This window comes from Pseudomonas jessenii, from assembly GCF_002236115.1.
Lineage (GTDB): Bacteria > Pseudomonadota > Gammaproteobacteria > Pseudomonadales > Pseudomonadaceae > Aquipseudomonas > Aquipseudomonas jessenii.
The window spans coordinates 294483-317064 of the sequence record NZ_NIWT01000010.1; the positions used below are offsets into that span (position 1 = coordinate 294483).

Genomic DNA, 22582 nt, shown 5'->3' on the forward strand with positions numbered 1-22582 from the left:
GCGATTCTACCAGTCCCATCGATTGGCAGGGTATATCGCGACGCTTTGACGCGTGTAGATGACAGAGCTTTCATGCAAGGCAGCAATAGCAGCATTCGATAGTGTGCATCCATCCAGTATTTGGCCGTATACTCCTACGTTTTCGACGCCCGCCGAGCGAGGCCACCTTGGACAAGATCCTGATTCGTGGGGCTCGAACCCACAACCTGAAGAACATCGACCTGACCCTGCCACGGGACAAGCTGATCGTCATCACCGGCCTGTCCGGCTCCGGCAAGTCGTCCCTGGCTTTCGATACCCTGTACGCCGAAGGTCAGCGCCGCTACGTCGAATCGCTATCGGCCTACGCCCGGCAGTTCCTGTCGATGATGGAAAAGCCCGACGTCGACACCATCGAAGGCCTGTCGCCGGCGATCTCCATCGAACAGAAGTCGACCTCGCACAACCCGCGCTCGACGGTCGGCACTATCACCGAAATCTACGACTACCTGCGCCTGCTTTATGCACGTGTGGGTATTCCCCGTTGCCCGGATCACGACATCCCGCTTGAAGCGCAGACCGTCAGCCAGATGGTCGACCTGGTCCTCGCCGAACCGGAGGGCAGCAAGCTGATGCTGTTGGCGCCGGTCATCCGCGAGCGCAAAGGCGAGCACCTGTCGGTTTTCGAAGAGCTGCGCGCGCAGGGTTTTGTCCGCGCCAGAATCAATGGAAAGCTCTATGAGCTGGACGAAGCTCCCAAGCTCGACAAGCAGAAAAAACATACCATCGATGTCGTGGTCGACCGCTTCAAGGTTCGCGCCGACCTGCAACAACGCCTGGCCGAATCCTTCGAGACCGCGCTGAAACTGGCGGACGGCATCGCCCTGGTGGCGCCGATGGACGACGAGCCGGGTGAAGAGATGATCTTCTCCGCACGCTTCGCCTGCCCGATCTGCGGCCACGCGATCAGCGAACTGGAACCCAAGCTGTTCTCCTTCAACAACCCGGCCGGCGCTTGCCCGACCTGCGATGGTCTGGGGGTGAAGCAGTTCTTCGACATCAAGCGCCTGGTCAATGGCGAACTGACCCTGGCCGAAGGGGCGATTCGTGGCTGGGACAGGCGTAACGTCTATTACTTCCAGATGCTCGGCTCGCTGGCCTCGCACTACAAATTCAGCCTGGAAGTTCCGTTCAACGAATTGCCGGCCGATCAGCAGAAATTCATCCTGCACGGCAGTGGTTCGCAAAACGTCGACTTCAAATACCTGAACGACCGTGGCGATATCGTCAAACGCTCGCACCCGTTCGAAGGCATCGTGCCGAACCTGGAACGCCGTTACCGCGAAACCGAATCGGCATCGGTGCGCGAAGAACTGGCCAAGTTCCTCAGCACCCAGTCGTGCCCGGATTGCCGTGGTACCCGCCTGCGGCGTGAAGCGCGGCATGTGTGGGTCGGCGAGAAAACCCTGCCGGCAGTGACCAACCTGCCGATCGGCGATGCGTCCGATTATTTTGGCGGGCTCAAGCTCACCGGACGACGTGGCGAAATTGCCGACAAGATCCTCAAGGAAATCCGCGAGCGCCTGCAGTTCCTGGTCAACGTCGGCCTCGACTACCTGTCGCTGGATCGCAGCGCGGACACCTTGTCCGGTGGCGAGGCCCAGCGTATTCGTCTCGCGAGCCAGATTGGCGCCGGCCTGGTGGGCGTCCTGTACATCCTCGACGAACCCTCCATCGGTCTGCATCAGCGCGATAACGACCGGCTGCTGGGCACCCTCAAGCACCTGCGCGATATCGGTAACACGGTGATCGTGGTCGAGCACGACGAAGACGCGATCCGCCTGGCCGACTACGTGGTGGACATCGGCCCGGGCGCTGGCGTGCACGGCGGGCATATCGTCGCCGAAGGCACACCGGCCGAGGTCATGGCTCACCCGGACTCGCTGACGGGTAAATACCTGTCGGGCCGAGTGAAGATCGAAGTCCCGGCCAAACGTACACCGCGCAACAAGAAGCTGACGCTGTCGCTCAAGGGCGCGCGTGGCAACAACCTGCGCAATGTCGACCTGGAGATTCCGATCGGCCTGCTGACCTGTGTGACCGGCGTGTCCGGCTCCGGCAAGTCGACGCTGATCAACAACACCCTGTTCCCTTTGAGCGCCACGGCGCTGAATGGCGCCACTACCCTCGAAGCGGCCGTACACGACAGCATCAAGGGCCTGGAGCACCTGGACAAGGTCGTCGACATCGACCAGAGCCCGATCGGCCGTACACCGCGCTCCAACCCGGCGACCTACACCGGTTTGTTCACGCCGATCCGCGAGTTGTTCGCCGGCGTACCGGAGTCCCGCTCCCGGGGCTACGGTCCGGGGCGTTTCTCCTTCAACGTCAAGGGTGGCCGCTGCGAAGCTTGTCAGGGCGACGGCCTGATCAAGGTCGAGATGCACTTCCTGCCGGACATCTACGTGCCCTGCGACGTGTGCAAGAGCAAGCGATACAACCGCGAAACCCTTGAGATCAAGTACAAGGGCAAGAGCATCCACGAAACCCTCGAGATGACGATCGAGGAAGCACGGGTGTTCTTCGATGCCGTACCGGCCCTGGCGCGCAAGCTGCAAACATTGATGGACGTCGGCCTGTCGTACATCAAGCTGGGGCAATCGGCGACCACGCTGTCCGGCGGTGAAGCCCAACGGGTGAAACTGTCCCGCGAGCTGTCCAAGCGCGATACCGGCAAGACCCTGTACATCCTCGACGAACCCACCACCGGTCTGCACTTCGCGGATATCCAGCAACTGCTGGACGTGTTGCATCGCCTGCGCGACCACGGCAACACCGTGGTGGTGATCGAACACAACCTGGACGTGATCAAGACCGCTGACTGGCTGGTGGACCTGGGGCCGGAGGGTGGTTCCAAGGGCGGGCAGATCATTGCCGTCGGCACCCCGGAAGAAGTGTCAGAGATGAAGCAATCCCATACCGGTTACTACCTCAAACCGCTGCTGGAGCGCGATCGGGCTTGACCGGCCCCCATGAAAAAGCCCCTGTCACTTCATCAGTGACAGGGGCTTTTTTGTATTCGCAGCAATCAGGTGTGGGATTGCAGGTAGTTCTCTAGCCCGATCAACTTGATCAGACCCAACTGCTTCTCGAGCCAGTAGGTGTGATCTTCTTCGGTGTCATGCAATTGAACCCGCAGCATTTCGCGGCTGACGTAGTCCTTGTGTTGTTCGCAGAGCTTGATGCCCTTGCACAACGCAGCCCGTACCTTGTATTCCAAGCGCAAATCCGCTTCGAGCATCTCTGTCACCGTGGTGCCGACGTCGAGATCGTCCGGACGCATGCGCGGCGTGCCTTCGAGCATCAGAATCCGGCGCATCAGGGCATCAGCGTGCCCTGCTTCCTCTTCCATCTCGTGGTTGATTCTTTCGTAGAGCTTGGTGAAACCCCAGTCCTCATACATCCGCGAGTGGACGAAATATTGATCACGCGCGGCCAGTTCGCCGGTCAGCAACGTGTTGAGGTAATCGATCACATCTGGGTGGCCTTGCATCGCCCTACATCTCCCTGCTTTAAAATTGTAGTTTGAACCAACATGCCCTTATCGTCACTCGCAAGACGCAATAAAAGCGAAGATATTCTGAGAAAACTGGCTGAAATAACGCAAAAACCGCCCAAACAAGGGCGGTTCTGCTTCTCATTTAGACTTCGTTAAGCTGTACGTTGAGCAGCTTTGCGATTGCTTCTCCATACGCCGGGTCAGCCTTGTAGAAATGCTGCAACTGGCGATCAACCACATCACTCGATACACCCGCCATCGCACCGGCGATGCTGCTAACCAGCAATGATTGCTGCTCCCCAGTCATCAAGCGAAACAACGCGCCGGCGTGGCTGTAGTAGTCGGTATCCTCGCGGTGATCGTAACGATCAGCCGCACCGCTCAGTGCCAATGGCGGCTCTGCATAGCGAGGCGCTTGCTTCGGCGACTCAACGTAGCTGTTCGGCTCGTAGTTTGGTGCCGCACCGCCGTTACTGCCAAACGCCATCGAACCATCACGCTGGTAGCTGTTCACCGGACTGCGAGGCGCATTAACCGGCAATTGCTGGTGATTGGTGCCAACACGGTAGCGGTGAGCATCCGCGTAAGCGAATACTCGACCTTGCAGCATGCGGTCAGGCGATAAGCCAACACCTGGGACCATGTTGCTGGGACCGAATGCCGCTTGCTCGACTTCAGCAAAGTAGTTCAGCGGATTGCGATTGAGCTCCAGCTCTCCGACCTCAATCAGTGGAAACTCTTTCTGCGACCAGGTCTTGGTGACATCAAAGGGGTTCTCGTAGTGCGCCGCTGCCTGAGCTTCGCTCATGATCTGGATGCATACGCGCCATTTCGGGAAATCACCCTGCTCGATGGCATTGAACAGGTCGCGCTGGGCGTAATCCGGATCAGTGCCCGCCAGGCGCGCTGCCTCCGCTGGAGCAAGGTTCTTGATCCCCTGCCTGGTCTTGTAGTGCCACTTCACCCAGTGACGCTCACCTTGAGCGTTGATGAGGCTGTAAGTGTGGCTGCCGAAGCCATGCATGTGACGGTATCCATCAGGGATACCCCGGTCGGAGAACAGGATGGTGACCTGGTGCAGCGCCTCGGGCGAATGCGACCAGAAGTCCCACATCGCCTGGGCACTCTTCAGGTTGCTTTGCGGCAAACGCTTCTGGGTGTGGATAAAGTCCGGGAACTTCAGTGGATCGCGAATGAAGAACACGGGGGTGTTGTTGCCGACGATGTCCCAGTTGCCTTCCTCGGTATAAAACTTCAAGGCGAACCCACGCGGATCACGCTCGGTATCAGCCGAACCCCGCTCACCGCCCACGGTGGAAAACCGCAGGAAAGTCGGGGTTTGCTTGCCGACTGTCTCAAACAGCTTCGCGCTGGTGTATTGAGTGATATCGCGCGTCACGGTGAACGTACCGTAGGCACCCGAGCCTTTGGCGTGTACACGGCGCTCAGGGATGTTTTCACGGTTGAAGTGGGCAAGCTTCTCGATCAGGTGAAAGTCGTCGAGCAGCAGCGGGCCACGAGGGCCGGCGGAACGGGAATTCTGGTTATCGGCAACAGGAGCGCCACTGGCGGTGGTAAGCGTTTTGTTTTGGCTCATGCGATCTTCCTTCCTCTGTCGGTCTTGAACTGCCGGCTATCGGCTGAGAGGGAGTATTGATCATCAATATGACAGCTACAAATTCATTAACTTGCAGACATCGATAGATAAAAACTAATGATCATCCCCATCACATAATGACGACGAGGACGCGGGAAACGCTTGTACAGAGGGCGCGTTTCTTACAGGCACAAAAAACCGGGCACTAGGCCCGGTTCTTTGTTTCAGACTGACGTCTTACTCGGCAGATACAGCTTCGCCAGCAGTAGCACGATCAACCAACTCGACGTACGCCATAGGCGCGTTGTCGCCAGCGCGGAAACCGCACTTGAGGATGCGCAGGTAGCCACCCTCACGGGTAGCGTAACGCTTGCCCAGGTCGTTGAAGAGCTTACCAACGATAGCTTTCGAACGAGTACGGTCGAAAGCCAGACGGCGGTTAGCAACGCTATCTGTCTTGGCCAAAGTGATCAGCGGCTCGGCAACGCGGCGCAGTTCTTTAGCTTTTGGCAGAGTAGTTTTGATCAGCTCGTGCTCGAACAGCGACACCGCCATGTTTTGGAACATGGCCTTGCGGTGCGAGCTGGTGCGGCTCAGGTGACGACCACTTTTACGATGACGCATGGTTCATTCCTTACCAAACACTACGTTCGGTGATTACGACGATCAGGCAGTCGCCTTGTCGTCCTTCTTAAGACTTGCAGGCGGCCAGTTGTCGAGGCGCATGCCGAGGGACAGACCGCGGGAGGCCAGAACGTCCTTGATTTCAGTCAAGGATTTCTTGCCCAGGTTCGGAGTCTTCAACAGCTCTACTTCGGTACGCTGAATCAGGTCACCGATGTAGTAGATGTTTTCCGCCTTAAGGCAGTTAGCCGAACGTACAGTCAGTTCCAGATCGTCAACCGGGCGAAGCAGGATCGGATCGATCTCGTCTTCCTGCTCGACAACCACTGGCTCACTGTCACCCTTGAGGTCGACGAACGCAGCCAACTGCTGTTGCAGGATGGTTGCAGCGCGGCGAATTGCCTCTTCAGGATCCAGAGTACCGTTGGTTTCCAGATCAATAACCAGCTTGTCCAGGTTAGTACGCTGCTCGACACGGGCGTTTTCCACCACGTATGCGATACGGCGAACCGGGCTGAACGAAGAGTCAAGCTGCAAGCGACCGATGCTGCGGCTTTCGTCTTCATCGCTCTGACGCGAGTCTGCCGGTTCATAACCACGACCACGAGCTACTACGAGCTTCATGTTCAGGGCGCCGTTAGACGCCAGGTTAGCGATTACGTGATCGGGATTAACGATCTCGACATCATGATCCAGCTGAATATCGGCAGCGGTAACCACCCCCGAACCCTTCTTCGACAAGGTCAGCGTAACTTCGTCACGACCGTGCAGCTTGATAGCCAGACCTTTAAGGTTCAACAGGATTTCAATTACGTCTTCCTGTACACCTTCGATGGCGCTGTACTCGTGGAGCACACCGTCAATCTCGGCCTCGACTACTGCACAGCCGGGCATTGAGGACAACAGGATGCGGCGCAGCGCGTTGCCCAGGGTATGGCCAAAGCCACGCTCGAGAGGCTCGAGAGTGATCTTGGCGCGGGTTGGACTGACAACCTGCACATCAATGTGGCGGGGTGTCAGGAACTCATTTACCGAAATCTGCATGGATGCACCTATTTTCTAGCCCTTACTTGGAGTAGAGCTCGACAATCAGGCTTTCGTTGATGTCGGCGGACAGATCACTGCGAGCTGGAACGTTCTTGAAAACGCCCGACTTCTTCTCAGTGTCTACTTCTACCCATTCTACGCGGCCACGTTGGGCACACAGATCGAGAGCTTGGACAATGCGAAGTTGATTTTTTGCTTTCTCGCGAACAGCGACCACGTCACCAGCACGAACCTGGTAGGACGGAACGTTAACGGTCTGACCGTTTACGCTGATCGACTTGTGCGATACCAGCTGACGGGATTCGGCACGAGTCGAACCAAAGCCCATACGGTATACAACGTTGTCCAGACGGCATTCGAGCAGTTGCAGCAGGTTTTCACCGGTTGCACCTTTCTTGCCAGCAGCTTCTTTGTAGTAGCCGCTGAATTGACGCTCGAGAACGCCGTAGATACGACGGACCTTCTGCTTTTCACGCAGTTGGGTGCCGTAGTCGGACTGGCGACCGCGGCGTTGGCCGTGGATACCAGGTGCTGCTTCAATGTTGCACTTCGATTCGATCGCGCGCACGCCGCTCTTCAGGAAGAGATCGGTGCCTTCGCGACGAGCGAGTTTGCATTTTGGACCAATGTAACGAGCCATTCTTTACAATCTCCTGGATTACACGCGGCGCTTCTTCGGCGGACGGCACCCGTTGTGCGGGATTGGCGTCACGTCGGTGATGCTGGCGATCTTGTAGCCACAGCCGTTCAAAGCGCGGACTGCGGATTCACGACCTGGACCTGGACCTTTGACGTTGACGTCGAGGTTTTTCAGGCCGTATTCCAGCGCAGCTTGACCAGCACGTTCAGCAGCTACTTGAGCAGCAAACGGGGTGGACTTGCGGGAACCGCGGAAACCCGAACCACCGGAGGTAGCCCAGGAAAGAGCGTTACCTTGACGGTCGGTGATGGTCACGATGGTGTTGTTAAAAGATGCATGGATGTGGGCGATGCCATCAACCACTGTCTTTTTAACTTTTTTACGAGGACGAGCAGCAGGTTTTGCCATGATTAAATTCCTGTCGATTCGCTGGGGCGATTACTTGCGGATCGGCTTACGCGGACCTTTACGGGTACGCGCGTTGGTCTTGGTACGCTGACCGCGTACTGGAAGACCGCGACGATGACGCAGACCGCGATAGCAACCGAGGTCCATCAAGCGCTTGATTTTCATGTTGATTTCGCGACGCAGGTCACCTTCAGTGGTGAACTTCGCCACTTCGCCACGCAGCTGTTCAATTTGCTCGTCGCTCAGATCTTTGATCTTTGCTGCTGGGTTTACCCCAGTCTCTGCACAAATTTTCTGTGCAGTAGTGCGACCAACACCATAGATGTAGGTCAGCGAGATAACAGTATGCTTGTTATCTGGAATGTTAACGCCTGCAATACGGGCCATTCAGTGGGACTCCAATTGACAGCTACCTACGCCCCGGAAGCCAAGAAATAGGGCGCGAGATAATATCGCTGTAATAACAAATAATCAACCCGGCAGCGCACTAGCTGCCGGGCTTGAAGCACAATCACACTCAGCCTTGGCGCTGTTTGTGACGCGGTTCCGCGCTGCAAATTACTCGAACAACACCTTCGCGGCGAATAATCTTGCAGTTACGGCACAGCTTTTTCACCGATGCACGAACTTTCATCACCAACTCCTCGAACCTTATGGGTCAGCGCAGCATGCCGCTGCCGTAACCCTTCAGGTTGGCTTTCTTCATCAGGGATTCGTACTGGTGCGAAACGAGGTGCGATTGTACTTGGGACATGAAGTCCATCACAACCACGACGACGATCAGCAACGAGGTCCCGCCAAGGTAGAACGGTACGTTGGCTGCAACCACCAGGAACTGGGGCAACAGGCAGACGGCCGTCATGTAAAGAGCACCGAACATGGTCAAGCGAGTCAGAACGCCATCAATGTAGCGCGCAGACTGCTCACCTGGACGGATGCCCGGAATAAAGGCACCGGACTTCTTCAGGTTTTCCGCTACGTCTTTCGGATTGAACATCAACGCCGTATAGAAGAAGCAGAAGAAAATAATCCCTGCACTAAACAGCAGAATATTCAACGGCTGACCAGGAGCGATCGACTGCGAGATGTCCTGCAACCAGCCCATACCTTCAGACTGACCGAACCAGGCACCCAACGAAGCCGGGAACAGCAAAATGCTGCTCGCGAAAATAGCCGGAATAACACCGGCCATGTTCACCTTCAGCGGCAAGTGGCTGGTCTGCGCAGCGAAGACCTTGCGGCCCTGCTGACGCTTGGCGTAGTGAACAGCAATACGACGCTGACCACGCTCAATGAACACCACAAAACCGATAATCGCTACTGCCAGCAAACCGATGGCAACCAGGGCGAAGATGTTGATATCACCCTGACGTGCAGACTCGAAAGACTGCCCGATCGCTCTCGGAAGACCGGCGACGATACCTGCGAAAATCAACATCGAGATACCGTTGCCAACACCACGCTCAGTAATCTGCTCACCCAGCCACATCATGAACATCGCACCAGCCACAAACGTGGATACCGCGACGAAATGGAAGCCAAAGTCACCAGTGAACGCAACACCCTGCCCCGCCAGGCCAACGGACATGCCGATAGCCTGAACCAGGGCGAGGATGACAGTGCCGTAGCGGGTGTACTGGCTGATCTTGCGACGGCCAGCTTCACCTTCCTTCTTCAACTGCTCCAGCTGCGGGCTGACGGCGGTCATCAGTTGCATGATGATCGATGCCGAGATGTACGGCATGATCCCCAGTGCAAAGATGCTCATCCGCTCCAGCGCGCCGCCGGAAAACATGTTGAACAAGCTAAGAATGGTCCCCTCATTCTGTCGAAACAGGTCCGCGAGTCGGTCCGGGTTGATACCTGGAACCGGGATGTGTGCGCCTATTCGGTAGACGATAATCGCCAGGAACAGAAAACGCAGACGAGCCCAGAGTTCAGACATACCGCCTTTGCCGAGCGCAGAGAGAGCACCTTGCTTAGCCATTTATTCCTCGAACTTGCCGCCAGCTGCTTCGATAGCCGCACGCGCACCCTTGGTGGCGCCGATTCCCTTGCCGATAGTGACAGCGCGAGTCACTTCACCGGACAGCATGATTTTCACACGCTGTACGTTGACATTGATCACGTTGGCATCTTTCAGGGACTGCACGGTGACGATGTCGCCTTCCACTTTAGCCAGCTCGGACAAACGCACTTCTGCGCGATCCATGGCTTTCAGGGAAACGAAACCGAACTTCGGCAGGCGACGATGCAGCGGCTGTTGACCGCCTTCAAAGCCTGGAGCAATGGTGCCACCGGAGCGGGAGGTCTGACCTTTGTGACCACGGCCACCAGTCTTACCCAAACCGCTACCGATACCACGGCCCGGACGATGCTTTTCGCGACGGGAACCCGGCGCTGGACTCAGATCATTGAGTTTCATCGATTAACCCTCGACACGCAGCATGTAGTAAGCCTTGTTGATCATCCCGCGATTCTCGGGAGTATCCTGGACTTCTACAGTGTGACCGATGCGACGCAGACCCAGACCCTTAACGCACAGTTTGTGGTTAGGGATGCGGCCGGTCATGCTTTTGATCAGCGTTACTTTTACGGTAGCCATGATCAGAAGATCTCCTTGACGCTTTTGCCACGCTTGGCGGCAATGGATTCAGGAGACTGCATTGCTTTCAAACCCTTGAAAGTGGCGTGAACCACGTTTACAGGGTTAGTCGAGCCGTAGCACTTGGCCAGAACGTTCTGAACGCCAGCAACTTCGAGGACAGCACGCATAGCGCCGCCAGCGATGATACCGGTACCTTCAGAAGCAGGCTGCATGTACACCTTCGAAGCGCCGTGAGCGGACTTCATTGCGTACTGCAGGGTGGTGCCGTTCAGATCAACCTGGATCATGTTGCGGCGAGCAGCTTCCATTGCCTTCTGGATCGCAGCAGGCACTTCACGCGACTTGCCACGGCCGAAGCCAACACGGCCCTTACCATCACCAACCACGGTCAACGCGGTGAAGGTGAAGATACGGCCGCCTTTAACGGTTTTGGCTACGCGGTTAACTTGAACCAGCTTCTCGATGTAGCCTTCGTCGCGCTTTTGGTCGTTATTTGACATAACTTAGAACTCCAGCCCAGCTTCACGAGCAGCATCAGCCAGCGCTTTAACGCGGCCGTGGTACTTGAAGCCAGAGCGGTCGAAAGCCACTTGCGAGACGCCAGCGGCCTTAGCACGCGTAGCGACCAGCTGGCCAACCTTAGTGGCCGCGTCGATGTTGCCGGTGGCACCATCACGCAGTTCTTTATCCAAAGTCGAGGCGCTTGCCAGGACTTTGTTGCCGTCGGCCGAAATGACCTGGGCGTAGATGTGCTGCGAAGAGCGGAACACGCAGAGACGCACGACTTCGAGTTCGTGCATTTTCAGGCGTGCTTTGCGAGCGCGACGCAGTCGAGTAACTTTTTTGTCGGTCATTTGCTATGCCCTACTTCTTCTTGGCTTCTTTACGACGGACGACTTCGTCCGCGTAGCGCACACCTTTGCCTTTGTACGGCTCTGGTGGACGGAAGTCGCGGATCTCGGCGGCCACTTGACCTACCAGCTGCTTGTCGATGCCCTTGATCAGGATATCGGTCTGGCTAGGAGTCTCAGCGGTGATGCCTTCCGGCAGTTCGTAATCCACTGGGTGCGAGAAGCCAAGAGCCAGGTTCAGCACTGTGCCTTTTGCTTGCGCTTTGTAACCAACACCGACCAGCTGGAGCTTGCGCTCGAAGCCTTGGCTTACGCCCTGGACCATGTTGTTTACCAACGCACGAGTGGTACCAGCCATCGCGCGAGTCTGTTGATCGCCATTGCGAGCAGCGAAACGCAGCTCACCAGCTTCTTCAACGATCTCAACGGACGAGTGGATGTTCAGTTCGAGAGTGCCCTTGGCACCCTTCACCGAAAGCTGTTGGCCTGCGAATTTTACTTCGACACCGGCTGGCAGCTTAACGGGGTTCTTAGCGACGCGAGACATGCTTATCCCCCCTTAGAACACAGTGCAAAGAACTTCGCCGCCGACACCGGCAGCGCGCGCAGCACGATCAGTCATCACACCCTTGTTGGTGGAGACGATAGACACACCGAGACCGCCACGAACTTTTGGCAGATCATCGACGGACTTGTACTGACGCAGGCCTGGACGGCTAACGCGCTTCACTTCTTCGATAACCGGACGGCCTTCGAAGTACTTCAGCTCGATGGACAGCAGTGGTTTGATTTCGCTGCTGATCTGATAACCCGCAATGTAACCTTCGTCCTTCAGGACTTTGGCAACAGCTACCTTCAACGTGGAAGATGGCATGCTTACGACGGACTTTTCAGCCATCTGGGCATTACGGATACGAGTTAGCATGTCCGCTAACGGGTCCTGCATACTCATGGGCTAGACGCTCCTAATACAAAAAAATTAGCCTTGCGGCTATTACGTGTCGCCGAGAATCTCCGAGCATGAAAAACACGGGCTCAGGCGAGCCGGGTATTCTAGACACACCCCGGAAATGAATCAAGCCCCAAAAGGGGCTTGATCCAGATTCAAGGCCACCGGTGGTCAGGATCTTGCGATCCTGGACACCGAGACTTTGACAGTACTTACCAGCTGGCTTTAACCAGACCCGGTACGTCACCACGCATGGCAGCTTCACGCAGCTTGTTACGGCCGAGGCCGAACTTGCGGTAAACGCCGTGTGGACGACCGGTCAGGCGGCAGCGGTTACGCATGCGCGAAGCGCTTGCGTCACGTGGCTGCTTCTGCAGGGCTACTGTAGCTTCCCAACGCGCTTCTGGACTTGCGTTCAGATCAACGATGATAGCTTTCAGTGCTGCACGCTTCTTGGCGTACTTGGCAACCGTGAGCTGACGCTTCAGCTCGCGGTTTTTCATGCTCATCTTGGCCATGGTCCTACTCCAATCAGTTGCGGAACGGGAATTTGAACGCACGCAGCAGAGCGCGGCCTTCATCATCGTTCTTGGCAGTGGTGGTCAGGGTGATGTCCAGACCGCGGAGAGCATCGATTTTGTCGTAGTCGATTTCCGGGAAGATGATCTGCTCTTTCACGCCCATGCTGTAGTTGCCACGACCATCGAAGGACTTGGCATTCAGGCCGCGGAAGTCGCGAACCCGAGGCAGGGAGATCGACAGCAGACGATCCAGGAACTCGTACATACGCTCACGGCGCAGGGTCACTTTGACGCCGATCGGCCAACCTTCACGGACTTTAAAGCCAGCGATGGATTTGCGAGCGTAGGTCACAACGACTTTCTGGCCGGTGATCTTTTCCAGGTCAGCAACAGCGTGCTCGATGACTTTTTTGTCGCCGATCGCTTCGCCCAGACCCATGTTCAGGGTGATTTTGGTAACGCGCGGAACTTCCATCACGTTCGAAAGCTTAAGTTCTTCCTTAAGTTTCGGAGCAATTTCCTTCCGGTAAATCTCTTTTAGTCGTGCCATGGTCTCATCTACCTAGCAGTGTTCAAGCATCAACCGCTTTTTGGGTCGACTTGAAGACACGAATTTTCTTGCCATCTTCTACTTTGAAACCAACGCGGTCAGCCTTGTTGGTTTCGCCGTTGAAAATGGCGACGTTAGAAGCATCCAGTGGAGCTTCTTTTTCGACGATACCGCCCTGCACGCCCGACATCGGGTTAGGCTTGGTATGACGCTTGACCAGGTTCAGACCACCAATAACCAAACGGTTGTTAGCGAGAACCTTAAGCACCTTACCGCGCTTACCTTTGTCTTTGCCGGCGATCACGATGATCTCGTCGTCACGACGAATCTTTTGCATGTCGGATCTCCTTACAGCACTTCTGGGGCGAGCGAGACGATCTTCATGAACTTCTCAGTACGAAGTTCACGGGTCACTGGCCCAAAGATACGGGTGCCGATCGGCTCTTGCTTGTTGTTCAGAAGAACAGCAGCGTTGCCATCAAAGCGGATAATGGAGCCATCAGCACGACGTACGCCGTGACGAGTGCGGACTACAACAGCAGTCATCACTTGGCCTTTTTTCACTTTACCGCGAGGAATTGCTTCCTTCACGGTAACTTTGATGATGTCACCGATACCAGCGTAACGACGATGGGAGCCACCCAGCACCTTGATGCACATAACGCGGCGAGCGCCGCTGTTATCGGCCACATCGAGCATGGATTGAGTCTGAATCATATAATTTCTCCGACCCCTAGTCCTTAGACTTCCACAGCGCGTTCGAGAACATCAACCAGCGCCCAAGACTTGGTCTTGGCCAAAGGACGAGTTTCACGAATAGTGACTTTGTCGCCGATGTGGCACTGATTGGTTTCGTCGTGCGCGTGCAGCTTAGTCGAACGCTTAACGTATTTACCGTAGATCGGGTGCTTAACGCGACGCTCGATCAGAACGGTGATGGTTTTGTCCATCTTGTCGCTGACAACACGGCCAGTCAGCGTACGGACAGTTTTTTCGGCTTCAGCCATGATTACTTACCTGCCTGCTGGTTGAGCACAGTCTTCACGCGAGCGATGTCACGCTTAACTTGCGAGAGCAGATGAGACTGCCCCAACTGGCCAGTTGCTTTCTGCATACGCAGATTGAACTGGTCGCGCAGCAGGCCGAGCAGTTGCTCGTTCAGCTGCTGTGCGGATTTTTCACGAAGTTCATTCGCTTTCATCACATCACCGTCCGTTTAACAAAGGAGGTGGCGAGCGGCAGCTTTGCAGCAGCCAGGGCGAAAGCCTCACGCGCCAGCTCTTCAGAAACACCCTCGATTTCATACAGGACTTTGCCTGGCTGAATCTGGGCAACCCAGTATTCCACGTTACCCTTACCTTTACCCATCCGAACCTCGAGAGGTTTTTTGGAGATCGGCTTGTCCGGGAATACACGGATCCAGATCTTGCCGCCACGTTTTACGTGACGGGTCAGAGCACGACGCGCTGACTCGATCTGACGAGCGGTGAGACGACCACGAGCAACAGACTTCAGCGCGAACTCGCCGAAGCTGACTTTGCTACCGCGCAATGCCAGGCCACGGTTGTGACCAGTCATCTGCTTGCGGAACTTCGTACGCTTTGGTTGCAACATTTGGCGTACCCCTTACTTAGCAGCTTTTTTACGAGGCGCTGGTGCTTGTGGTTTCAGTTCTTCTTGGCGACCACCAATTACTTCGCCTTTGAAGATCCAAACCTTTACACCGATCACACCGTAAGTGGTGTGAGCTTCGTAGTTGGCATAGTCGATGTCGGCACGCAGGGTGTGCAATGGCACACGACCTTCGCGATACCATTCAGTACGTGCGATTTCAGCACCGCCGAGACGACCGCTCACTTGGATTTTGATGCCTTTGGCACCAATGCGCATGGCGTTCTGTACTGCGCGCTTCATAGCGCGACGGAACATTACGCGACGCTCCAGCTGCTGAGCTACGCTCTGCGCAACCAGCATACCGTCGAGCTCCGGCTTGCGGATCTCTTCGATATTGATGTGCACAGGCACACCCATTTGCTTGGTCAGGTCCTGACGCAGTTTCTCAACATCTTCACCTTTCTTCCCGATAACGATACCTGGACGAGCGGTGTGGATGGTGATGCGTGCAGTTTGGGCCGGACGATGGATATCGATACGGCTTACGGACGCGCTTTTTAGTTTGTCTTGGAGGTACTCACGCACATTCAGATCTGCGAGCAAATAGTCCGCATAAGTCCGACCGTCTGCGTACCAGACGGAGGTGTGCTCCTTGACGATTCCCAGGCGAATGCCAATGGGATGTACTTTCTGACCCATCTCTTCGACTCCGTTACTTGTCAGCAACCTTGACAGTGATATGGCAAGACCGCTTGACGATGCGATCAGCACGGCCTTTGGCACGTGGCATGATGCGCTTCAGCGAACGCCCTTCGTTGACGAAAACAGTGCTGACCTTCAGGTCATCAACGTCTGCGCCTTCGTTATGCTCGGCGTTGGCTACGGCCGACTCCAGCACTTTCTTCATGATCTCGGCGGCTTTCTTACTGCTGAAAGCCAACAGGTTGAGCGCTTCGCCCACCTTCTTCCCGCGGATCTGGTCGGCGACCAAGCGGGCTTTCTGGGCGGAGATTCGAGCGCCCGACAACTTAGCGGCTACTTCCATTTCCTAACCCCTTAACGCTTGGCTTTCTTGTCTGCCACGTGCCCGCGATAAGTGCGGGTACCGGCGAACTCGCCCAGTTTGTGGCCGACCATGTCTTCGTTCACGAGAACTGGGACGTGCTGACGACCGTTGTGTACTGCGATGGTCAGACCGACCATTTGTGGCAGGATCATCGAACGACGCGACCAGGTTTTCACCGGTTTGCGATCGTTCTTTTCCGCCGCCACTTCGATCTTCTTCAGTAGGTGAAGATCGATAAAAGGACCTTTTTTCAGAGAACGTGGCACTGTCGTATCCCTCTATTTACTTGCGACGACGGACGATCATTTTGTCGGTACGCTTATTACCACGAGTCTTCGCGCCCTTAGTCGGGAAGCCCCATGGCGATACCGGATGACGACCACCAGAGGTACGACCTTCACCACCACCATGTGGGTGGTCAACCGGGTTCATGGCAACACCACGAACGGTTGGGCGAACGCCACGCCAGCGTTTGGCACCAGCTTTACCCAGCGAACGCAGGCTGTGCTCGGAGTTCGAGACTTCGCCCAGGGTCGCACGGCATTCAGCCAGGACTTTACGCATTTCACCGGAACGCAGACGCAGGGTAACGTACACGCCTTCACGAGCGATCAGCTGAGCCGAAGCACCAGCGGAACGAGCGATCTGTGCGCCTTTACCTGGCTTCAGTTCGATGCCGTGTACGGTAGAACCGACTGGAATGTTGCGCAGTTGCAGAGCGTTACCTGGCTTGATTGGAGCCAGAGCGCCTGCGATCAGCGTGTCGCCAGCACTCACGCCTTTAGGGGCGATGATGTAGCGGCGCTCGCCGTCTGCGTAGCAGAGCAGTGCGATGTGAGCAGTACGGTTTGGATCGTATTCGATACGCTCGACAGTGGCGACGATGCCATCTTTGTCGTTGCGACGGAAATCGACCATACGGTAATGCTGCTTATGACCACCACCGATGTGACGAGTGGTAATACGGCCATTGTTGTTACGACCACCAGTCTTCGATTTCTTCTCGAGCAGCGGTGCGTGAGGAGCGCCTTTATGCAGCTCCTGGTTGACCACCTTGACCACAAAACGGCGGCCAGGGGAAGTCGGTTTGCATTTAACGATTGCCATGATGCACCCCTTCCTTACTCAGCACTGCTGCTGAAATCGAGATCTTGGCCTGGCTGAAGGGAGATAACTGCCTTCTTCCAGTCATTACGCTTGCCCAGACCGCGAGCAGTGCGCTTGCTCTTACCCAGAACATTCAGGGTAGTAACACGCTCTACTTTCACGCTGAACAGGCTTTCGACGGCCTTCTTGATTTCCAGCTTGGTTGCGTCGGTAGCAACCTTGAAAACGAACTGGCCTTTCTTGTCTGCCAGAACCGTAGCCTTCTCGGAAACGTGCGGGCCAAGCAGAACTTTAAATACGCGTTCCTGGTTCATCCCAGCAGCTCCTCGAATTTCTTCACGGCCGACACGGTGATCAACACCTTGTCGTATGCGATCAGACTAACTGGATCGGAACCTTGCACGTCACGTACATCTACGTGTGGCAGGTTACGAGCAGCCAGGTACAGGTTCTGATCAACAGCGTCGGACACGATCAGAACGTCGGTCAGGCTCATGTTGTTCAGTTTGCCCAGCAGGTCTTTGGTTTTCGGCGTTTCAACGGCGAAATCCTGAACCACGACCAGACGATCAGTACGCACCAGCTCAGCAAGGATGGAACGCATTGCTGCGCGGTACATCTTCTTGTTCAGCTTCTGGGAGTGATCCTGAGGACGAGCTGCGAAAGTGGTACCGCCGCCACGCCAGATTGGGCTACGGATAGTACCGGCACGAGCACGGCCAGTACCTTTCTGACGCCATGGGCGCTTACCGCCACCACGAACGTCGGAACGGGTCTTTTGCTGCTTGGAACCCTGACGACCGCCAGCCATGTAGGCTACGACTGCTTGGTGAACCAGCGTCTCGTTGAATTCGCCGCCAAATGTCAGTTCGGAAACTTCGATCGCTTGAGCGTCATTTACATTTAATTGCATGTCAGCTTCCCCTTAACCGCGAGCCTTGGCTGCTGGACGTACAACCAAGTTGCCGCCAGTAGCGCCAGGAACAGCGCCCTTGACCAACAACAGATTGCGTTCAGCGTCCACGCGCACTACTTCGAGGGACTGCACGGTCACGCGCTCAGCGCCCATATGACCGGACATTTTTTTGCCCTTGAATACACGACCAGGAGTCTGGCACTGGCCGATAGAGCCTGGAACGCGGTGGGATACGGAGTTACCGTGGGTGTTATCTTGCCCGCGGAAATTCCAACGCTTGATCGTACCCTGGAAGCCTTTACCCTTGGACTGACCGGTTACATCAACCAGTTGACCAGCGGCGAAGATTTCAGCGTTGATCAGATCGCCGGCCTGGTACTCGCCTTCTTCAAGGCGGAATTCCATTACGGTACGACCAGCGGCAACGTTCGCTTTAGCGAAGTGGCCAGCCTGAGCTGCTGTTACACGCGAAGCACGACGCTCGCCGACAGTGACTTGCACTGCACGATAGCCATCGGTCTCTTCAGTTTTGAACTGGGTGACGCGATTCGGTTCGATCTCAATGACCGTGACCGGAATGGAGACACCTTCTTCGGTGAAAATACGGGTCATACCCGCTTTACGACCGACTACACCAATAGTCATGTTGTAAACCTCATGAGTGTACGGGGCTTTCACCCGCTATGGCCGCCCATTTCAGAGCGTTACACGACTAAGACCGAGTCTTAGCCGAGGCTGATCTGCACTTCCACACCGGCCGCAAGATCAAGCTTCATAAGAGCATCAACGGTTTTATCCGTTGGCTGGACGATGTCCAGAACGCGCTTATGAGTACGGATCTCGTACTGGTCACGCGCGTCTTTGTTGACGTGCGGGGAGACCAGAACGGTGAACCGCTCTTTACGGGTAGGCAGTGGAATTGGACCACGCACTTGAGCACCAGTACGTTTCGCGGTTTCCACGATTTCCTGGGTTGATTGGTCGATCAGGCGATGGTCGAAAGCCTTCAACCTGATACGGATTTGCTGATTTTGCATTGGATTTCAGACTCCGGCTGCTATTCCCACCGGGCGCAATACGCCCGTTAAAAGGAGGCGCAATTCTATAGACGCCCCAGATGGGTGTCAACCCAATAAAAAAGCCCCCGCTGAGCGGGGGCCTTTCAAAGCATCGAAGCTATCTCAAAAGAGATGCTTACTCGATGATTTTGGCTACGACGCCAGCGCCGACGGTACGACCGCCTTCACGGATAGCGAAACGCAGGCCGTCTTCCATTGCGATGGTCTTGATCAGGGTAACTTCCATCTGGATGTTGTCACCTGGCATTACCATTTCAACGCCTTCTGGCAGCTGGCAGTTACCAGTCACGTCAGTAGTACGGAAGTAGAACTGTGGACGGTAGCCTTTGAAGAACGGAGTGTGACGACCGCCCTCTTCCTTGCTCAGAACGTAAACTTCTGCGGTGAACTTGGTGTGCGGCTTAACCGAACCTGGCTTAACCAGAACCTGGCCACGCTCAACGTCGTCACGCTTGGTACCACGCAGCAGAACGCCGCAGTTCTCGCCAGCACGACCTTCGTCGAGCAGCTTGCGGAACATTTCAACACCGGTGCAGGTGGTGGTGGTGGTGTCACGCAGACCAACGATTTCCAGTGCATCTTGAACGCGAACGATACCGCGCTCGATACGACCAGTCACAACAGTACCACGACCCGAGATCGAGAATACGTCTTCGATTGGCATCAGGAATGGCTTGTCGATAGCACGCTCTGGTTCTGGGATGTAGCTGTCCAGGGTTTCAACCAGTTTACGAACGGCAGTGGTGCCCATTTCGTTGTCGTCTTTGCCTTCCAGCGCCATACGAGCCGAACCGATGATGATTGGAGTGTCATCGCCCGGGAAGTCGTAGGTGGACAGCAGGTCGCGAACTTCCATCTCGACCAGTTCCAGCAGCTCAGCGTCGTCTACCAGGTCAGCCTTGTTCAGGAAAACCACGATGTACGGAACGCCTACCTGACGGGACAGCAGGATGTGCTCACGGGTTTGTGGCATCGGACCATCAGCGGCCGAGCAAACCAGGATCGCGCCGTCCATCTGGGCAGCACCGGTGATCATGTTCTTCACATAGTCAGCGTGACCTGGGCAGTCAACGTGAGCGTAGTGACGGATCTTCGAGTTGTACTCGACGTGCGCGGTGTTGATGGTGATACCACGAGCTTTTTCTTCTGGCGCGCTGTCGATTTTATCGAAATCAACGATTGCGGAACCGAAAACTTCGGAGCAAACGCGAGTCAGAGCTGCGGTCAGAGTGGTTTTACCGTGGTCAACGTGACCGATGGTGCCAACGTTGACGTGCGGTAGGGAACGATCAAATTTTTCTTTAGCCACGACAATTAACTCCTTGCCTAAAGGACTGAATCAGCCTTGTTTTTTGGTTACAGTTTCGACGATGTGCGACGGAGCTGTATTGTATTTTTTGAATTCCATAGAGTAGCTTGCGCGACCCTGGGACATCGAACGAACGTCGGTCGCATAACCGAACATCTCGCCCAACGGAACTTCAGCACGGATCACCTTACCGGAGACCGTGTCTTCCATACCCAGAATCATGCCGCGACGACGGTTAAGGTCGCCCATCACGTCACCCATATAGTCTTCAGGCGTAACAACCTCTACCGCCATGATCGGCTCGAGCAACTCACCACCGCCCTTCTGGGCCAGTTGCTTGGTCGCCATGGAAGCAGCCACCTTAAACGCCATCTCGTTCGAGTCGACGTCGTGGTAAGAACCATCAAACACGGTAGCCTTCAGGCCGATCAGCGGATAGCCGGCAACTACGCCGTTCTTCATCTGCTCTTCGATACCCTTCTGGATAGCCGGGATGTATTCCTTAGGAACCACACCACCCACTACTTCGTTCACGAATTGCAGACCTTCCTGACCTTCGTCAGCAGGAGCAAAACGGATCCAGCAATGGCCGAACTGGCCACGACCGCCGGACTGACGAACGAACTTGCCTTCGATTTCGCAATTCTTCGTGATGCGCTCACGATACGAAACCTGAGGCTTACCGATGTTGGCTTCGACGTTGAACTCACGGCGCATCCGGTCAACCAGGATGTCCAGGTGCAACTCGCCCATGCCAGAGATGATCGTTTGACCAGTCTCTTCATCAGTCTTGACGCGGAAAGACGGGTCTTCCTGAGCAAGTTTGCCCAGAGCGATACCCATTTTTTCCTGGTCATCCTTGGTCTTAGGCTCTACGGCAACCGAAATAACCGGCTCCGGGAAGTCCATGCGAACCAGGATGATTGGCTTGTCAGCGTTGCACAAGGTTTCACCAGTGGTGACGTCCTTCATGCCGATCAGGGCCGCGATGTCACCAGCGCGTACTTCCTTGATCTCTTCACGGGCGTTTGCGTGCATTTGCACCATACGACCCACGCGCTCTTTCTTGCCTTTGACCGAGTTGATCACGCCGTCGCCGGAGGCCAACACGCCCGAGTAAACACGGACGAAAGTCAAGGTACCCACGAATGGGTCGGTAGCGATCTTGAACGCCAGAGCCGAGAACGGCTCGTTGTCGTCTGCATGACGCTCCATCTGCTTTTCCTCGTCATCCGGGTCAGTACCCTTGATGGCAGGAATGTCGGTTGGAGCCGGCAGGTAGTCGATAACGGCGTCGAGAACCAGGGGAACACCCTTGTTCTTGAAGGAAGAACCGCAAACAGCCAGAACGATCTCACCAGCGATAGTACGCTGACGCAGAGCACCCTTGATTTCCTCGACGGTGAGTTCTTCACCCTCAAGGTACTTGTTCATCAGCTCTTCGCTGGCCTCGGCCGCAGCCTCAACCATGTTGTTGCGCCACTCTTCAGCCAGTTCCTGCAATTCAGCAGGGATGGCTTCACGACGAGGGGTCATACCCTTGTCGGCATCGTTCCAGTAAACGGCTTCCATGGTCATCAGATCGATCTGACCCTGGAAGTTGTCCTCGGAACCGATAGCCAGCTGGATAGGCACCGGAGTGTGACCCAGACGCTGCTTGATCTGAGCGATCACGCGCAGGAAGTTCGCACCGGCACGGTCCATCTTGTTCACGTAAACGATACGTGGAACACCGTACTTGTTGGCTTGACGCCATACGGTTTCGGACTGAGGCTCAACGCCGGAAGTACCGCAGAACACAACGACCGCGCCGTCGAGTACACGCAGGGAACGTTCAACTTCAATGGTGAAGTCTACGTGGCCCGGGGTATCGATGACGTTGAAACGGTACTGGTCTTTGTGCTGCTTGGCGGAACCCTGCCAGAAGGCGGTAATGGCAGCAGAAGTAATGGTAATACCACGCTCCTGCTCCTGCACCATCCAGTCTGTGGTCGCGGCGCCGTCATGCACCTCGCCCATTTTGTGACTTTTGCCAGTGTAAAAAAGGACGCGCTCAGTGGTGGTGGTTTTACCAGCATCCACGTGTGCAACGATACCAATGTTACGGTAGCGATTAATCGGTGTTGTACGAGCCATAAAGCCCTCGCAAAATTAGTGA

General features: G+C 55.7%; 33 protein-coding genes. 1 reads left to right on the forward strand and 32 read right to left on the reverse strand.

The features are described from left to right. Nucleotides 1-167 precede the first annotated feature (167 nt). The gene (gene uvrA, locus PSJE_RS29835) at nucleotides 168-3002 is read left to right on the forward strand and encodes an excinuclease ABC subunit UvrA (protein ID WP_057713101.1); all 2835 of its coding nucleotides are present in this window, start codon (nucleotides 168-170) and stop codon (nucleotides 3000-3002) included. A gap of 65 nt (nucleotides 3003-3067) precedes the next feature. Here uvrA and bfr read toward each other — a convergent pair whose 3' ends face one another. The 32 genes from bfr to fusA form a co-directional block, all read right to left on the reverse strand. Further along, a complete protein-coding gene (gene bfr, locus PSJE_RS29840) occupies nucleotides 3068-3532 on the reverse strand; it encodes a bacterioferritin (protein ID WP_008053867.1) in 465 nt (154 codons plus the stop codon). Between the two features lie 148 nt (nucleotides 3533-3680). Continuing rightward, nucleotides 3681-5135: a catalase gene (locus tag PSJE_RS29845; protein WP_090451699.1), complete on the reverse strand. Its 1455-nt coding sequence runs from the start codon at nucleotides 5133-5135 to the stop codon at nucleotides 3681-3683. A 237-nt stretch (nucleotides 5136-5372) separates the two neighbouring features. Next, nucleotides 5373-5759, reverse strand: coding sequence for a 50S ribosomal protein L17 (rplQ, locus tag PSJE_RS29850; RefSeq protein ID WP_007970429.1), 387 nt, complete (start codon nucleotides 5757-5759; stop codon nucleotides 5373-5375). 42 nt (nucleotides 5760-5801) lie between these two features. Continuing rightward, entirely contained in the window at nucleotides 5802-6803 is a 1002-nt protein-coding gene (locus PSJE_RS29855) for a DNA-directed RNA polymerase subunit alpha (protein ID WP_007970428.1), read from the reverse strand. Nucleotides 6804-6825: 22 nt separating this feature from the next. Continuing rightward, nucleotides 6826-7446: a 30S ribosomal protein S4 gene (gene rpsD / locus PSJE_RS29860; RefSeq protein ID WP_003176404.1), complete on the reverse strand. Its 621-nt coding sequence runs from the start codon at nucleotides 7444-7446 to the stop codon at nucleotides 6826-6828. A gap of 18 nt (nucleotides 7447-7464) precedes the next feature. Continuing rightward, complete coding sequence (gene rpsK / locus PSJE_RS29865; protein WP_002555466.1) at nucleotides 7465-7854, reverse strand: 30S ribosomal protein S11; 390 nt, start codon at nucleotides 7852-7854, stop codon at nucleotides 7465-7467. 30 nt (nucleotides 7855-7884) lie between these two features. After that, nucleotides 7885-8241 carry a 30S ribosomal protein S13 gene (gene rpsM / locus PSJE_RS29870; protein ID WP_009045849.1) on the reverse strand — a complete coding sequence of 119 codons (357 nt, stop codon included), beginning with the start codon at nucleotides 8239-8241 and terminating at the stop codon, nucleotides 7885-7887. A 130-nt stretch (nucleotides 8242-8371) separates the two neighbouring features. After that, on the reverse strand, nucleotides 8372-8488 hold the full coding sequence (rpmJ, locus tag PSJE_RS29875) for a 50S ribosomal protein L36 (RefSeq protein ID WP_002555468.1): 117 nt from the start codon (nucleotides 8486-8488) through the stop codon (nucleotides 8372-8374). Between the two features lie 24 nt (nucleotides 8489-8512). Next, entirely contained in the window at nucleotides 8513-9841 is a 1329-nt protein-coding gene (gene secY, locus PSJE_RS29880; RefSeq protein WP_003210064.1) for a preprotein translocase subunit SecY, read from the reverse strand. Continuing rightward, on the reverse strand, nucleotides 9842-10279 hold the full coding sequence (gene rplO / locus PSJE_RS29885) for a 50S ribosomal protein L15 (RefSeq protein WP_003228720.1): 438 nt from the start codon (nucleotides 10277-10279) through the stop codon (nucleotides 9842-9844). It abuts the gene before it with no gap. 3 nt (nucleotides 10280-10282) lie between these two features. After that, nucleotides 10283-10459 (reverse strand): 50S ribosomal protein L30, encoded by a 177-nt coding sequence (gene rpmD, locus PSJE_RS29890; protein WP_003176408.1) that lies wholly within the window; start codon nucleotides 10457-10459, stop codon nucleotides 10283-10285. Nucleotides 10460-10461: 2 nt separating this feature from the next. Next, nucleotides 10462-10962: a 30S ribosomal protein S5 gene (rpsE, locus tag PSJE_RS29895; protein ID WP_003186035.1), complete on the reverse strand. Its 501-nt coding sequence runs from the start codon at nucleotides 10960-10962 to the stop codon at nucleotides 10462-10464. A 3-nt stretch (nucleotides 10963-10965) separates the two neighbouring features. Next, on the reverse strand, nucleotides 10966-11316 hold the full coding sequence (rplR, locus tag PSJE_RS29900) for a 50S ribosomal protein L18 (RefSeq protein ID WP_003186037.1): 351 nt from the start codon (nucleotides 11314-11316) through the stop codon (nucleotides 10966-10968). 10 nt (nucleotides 11317-11326) lie between these two features. Next, a complete protein-coding gene (gene rplF, locus PSJE_RS29905; protein WP_003176412.1) occupies nucleotides 11327-11860 on the reverse strand; it encodes a 50S ribosomal protein L6 in 534 nt (177 codons plus the stop codon). Between the two features lie 12 nt (nucleotides 11861-11872). Next, complete coding sequence (gene rpsH, locus PSJE_RS29910; RefSeq protein WP_003186040.1) at nucleotides 11873-12265, reverse strand: 30S ribosomal protein S8; 393 nt, start codon at nucleotides 12263-12265, stop codon at nucleotides 11873-11875. Nucleotides 12266-12474: 209 nt separating this feature from the next. Beyond that, nucleotides 12475-12780 carry a 30S ribosomal protein S14 gene (gene rpsN / locus PSJE_RS29915; RefSeq protein ID WP_003176414.1) on the reverse strand — a complete coding sequence of 102 codons (306 nt, stop codon included), beginning with the start codon at nucleotides 12778-12780 and terminating at the stop codon, nucleotides 12475-12477. Between the two features lie 13 nt (nucleotides 12781-12793). Then, nucleotides 12794-13333: a 50S ribosomal protein L5 gene (gene rplE / locus PSJE_RS29920; protein ID WP_003210069.1), complete on the reverse strand. Its 540-nt coding sequence runs from the start codon at nucleotides 13331-13333 to the stop codon at nucleotides 12794-12796. Between the two features lie 22 nt (nucleotides 13334-13355). Beyond that, nucleotides 13356-13670, reverse strand: a complete 315-nt coding sequence (rplX, locus tag PSJE_RS29925; protein ID WP_003176416.1) for a 50S ribosomal protein L24 — start codon at nucleotides 13668-13670, stop codon at nucleotides 13356-13358. Nucleotides 13671-13681: 11 nt separating this feature from the next. Then, nucleotides 13682-14050: a 50S ribosomal protein L14 gene (rplN, locus tag PSJE_RS29930; protein ID WP_002555479.1), complete on the reverse strand. Its 369-nt coding sequence runs from the start codon at nucleotides 14048-14050 to the stop codon at nucleotides 13682-13684. Between the two features lie 23 nt (nucleotides 14051-14073). Further along, nucleotides 14074-14340: a 30S ribosomal protein S17 gene (rpsQ, locus tag PSJE_RS29935; RefSeq protein ID WP_003176419.1), complete on the reverse strand. Its 267-nt coding sequence runs from the start codon at nucleotides 14338-14340 to the stop codon at nucleotides 14074-14076. A 2-nt stretch (nucleotides 14341-14342) separates the two neighbouring features. Then, on the reverse strand, nucleotides 14343-14534 hold the full coding sequence (rpmC, locus tag PSJE_RS29940; protein WP_002555481.1) for a 50S ribosomal protein L29: 192 nt from the start codon (nucleotides 14532-14534) through the stop codon (nucleotides 14343-14345). Continuing rightward, nucleotides 14534-14947, reverse strand: a complete 414-nt coding sequence (rplP, locus tag PSJE_RS29945) for a 50S ribosomal protein L16 (protein ID WP_003228729.1) — start codon at nucleotides 14945-14947, stop codon at nucleotides 14534-14536. The genes rpmC and rplP overlap by 1 nt, the downstream gene beginning before the upstream one ends. Before the next feature lie 12 nt (nucleotides 14948-14959). Continuing rightward, nucleotides 14960-15646 carry a 30S ribosomal protein S3 gene (gene rpsC / locus PSJE_RS29950; protein ID WP_007970424.1) on the reverse strand — a complete coding sequence of 229 codons (687 nt, stop codon included), beginning with the start codon at nucleotides 15644-15646 and terminating at the stop codon, nucleotides 14960-14962. Nucleotides 15647-15659: 13 nt separating this feature from the next. Then, nucleotides 15660-15992, reverse strand: a complete 333-nt coding sequence (rplV, locus tag PSJE_RS29955) for a 50S ribosomal protein L22 (RefSeq protein ID WP_003103908.1) — start codon at nucleotides 15990-15992, stop codon at nucleotides 15660-15662. 11 nt (nucleotides 15993-16003) lie between these two features. Further along, nucleotides 16004-16279: a 30S ribosomal protein S19 gene (gene rpsS, locus PSJE_RS29960; RefSeq protein WP_002555486.1), complete on the reverse strand. Its 276-nt coding sequence runs from the start codon at nucleotides 16277-16279 to the stop codon at nucleotides 16004-16006. A 16-nt stretch (nucleotides 16280-16295) separates the two neighbouring features. Beyond that, nucleotides 16296-17120, reverse strand: a complete 825-nt coding sequence (gene rplB / locus PSJE_RS29965; protein WP_008018194.1) for a 50S ribosomal protein L2 — start codon at nucleotides 17118-17120, stop codon at nucleotides 16296-16298. A gap of 14 nt (nucleotides 17121-17134) precedes the next feature. Next, a complete protein-coding gene (gene rplW, locus PSJE_RS29970) occupies nucleotides 17135-17434 on the reverse strand; it encodes a 50S ribosomal protein L23 (RefSeq protein WP_002555488.1) in 300 nt (99 codons plus the stop codon). Continuing rightward, nucleotides 17431-18033, reverse strand: coding sequence for a 50S ribosomal protein L4 (gene rplD / locus PSJE_RS29975; protein ID WP_003228735.1), 603 nt, complete (start codon nucleotides 18031-18033; stop codon nucleotides 17431-17433). Before rplD ends, rplW begins: the two co-directional genes overlap by 4 nt. A gap of 12 nt (nucleotides 18034-18045) precedes the next feature. After that, the gene (gene rplC, locus PSJE_RS29980) at nucleotides 18046-18681 is read right to left on the reverse strand and encodes a 50S ribosomal protein L3 (protein WP_007955641.1); all 636 of its coding nucleotides are present in this window, start codon (nucleotides 18679-18681) and stop codon (nucleotides 18046-18048) included. A gap of 80 nt (nucleotides 18682-18761) precedes the next feature. Continuing rightward, nucleotides 18762-19073, reverse strand: coding sequence for a 30S ribosomal protein S10 (rpsJ, locus tag PSJE_RS29985; RefSeq protein WP_003186070.1), 312 nt, complete (start codon nucleotides 19071-19073; stop codon nucleotides 18762-18764). 157 nt (nucleotides 19074-19230) lie between these two features. Further along, nucleotides 19231-20424: an elongation factor Tu gene (gene tuf / locus PSJE_RS29990; protein WP_008053875.1), complete on the reverse strand. Its 1194-nt coding sequence runs from the start codon at nucleotides 20422-20424 to the stop codon at nucleotides 19231-19233. A 30-nt stretch (nucleotides 20425-20454) separates the two neighbouring features. After that, entirely contained in the window at nucleotides 20455-22560 is a 2106-nt protein-coding gene (fusA, locus tag PSJE_RS29995; protein WP_057713099.1) for an elongation factor G, read from the reverse strand. Nucleotides 22561-22582: the final 22 nt, after the last annotated feature.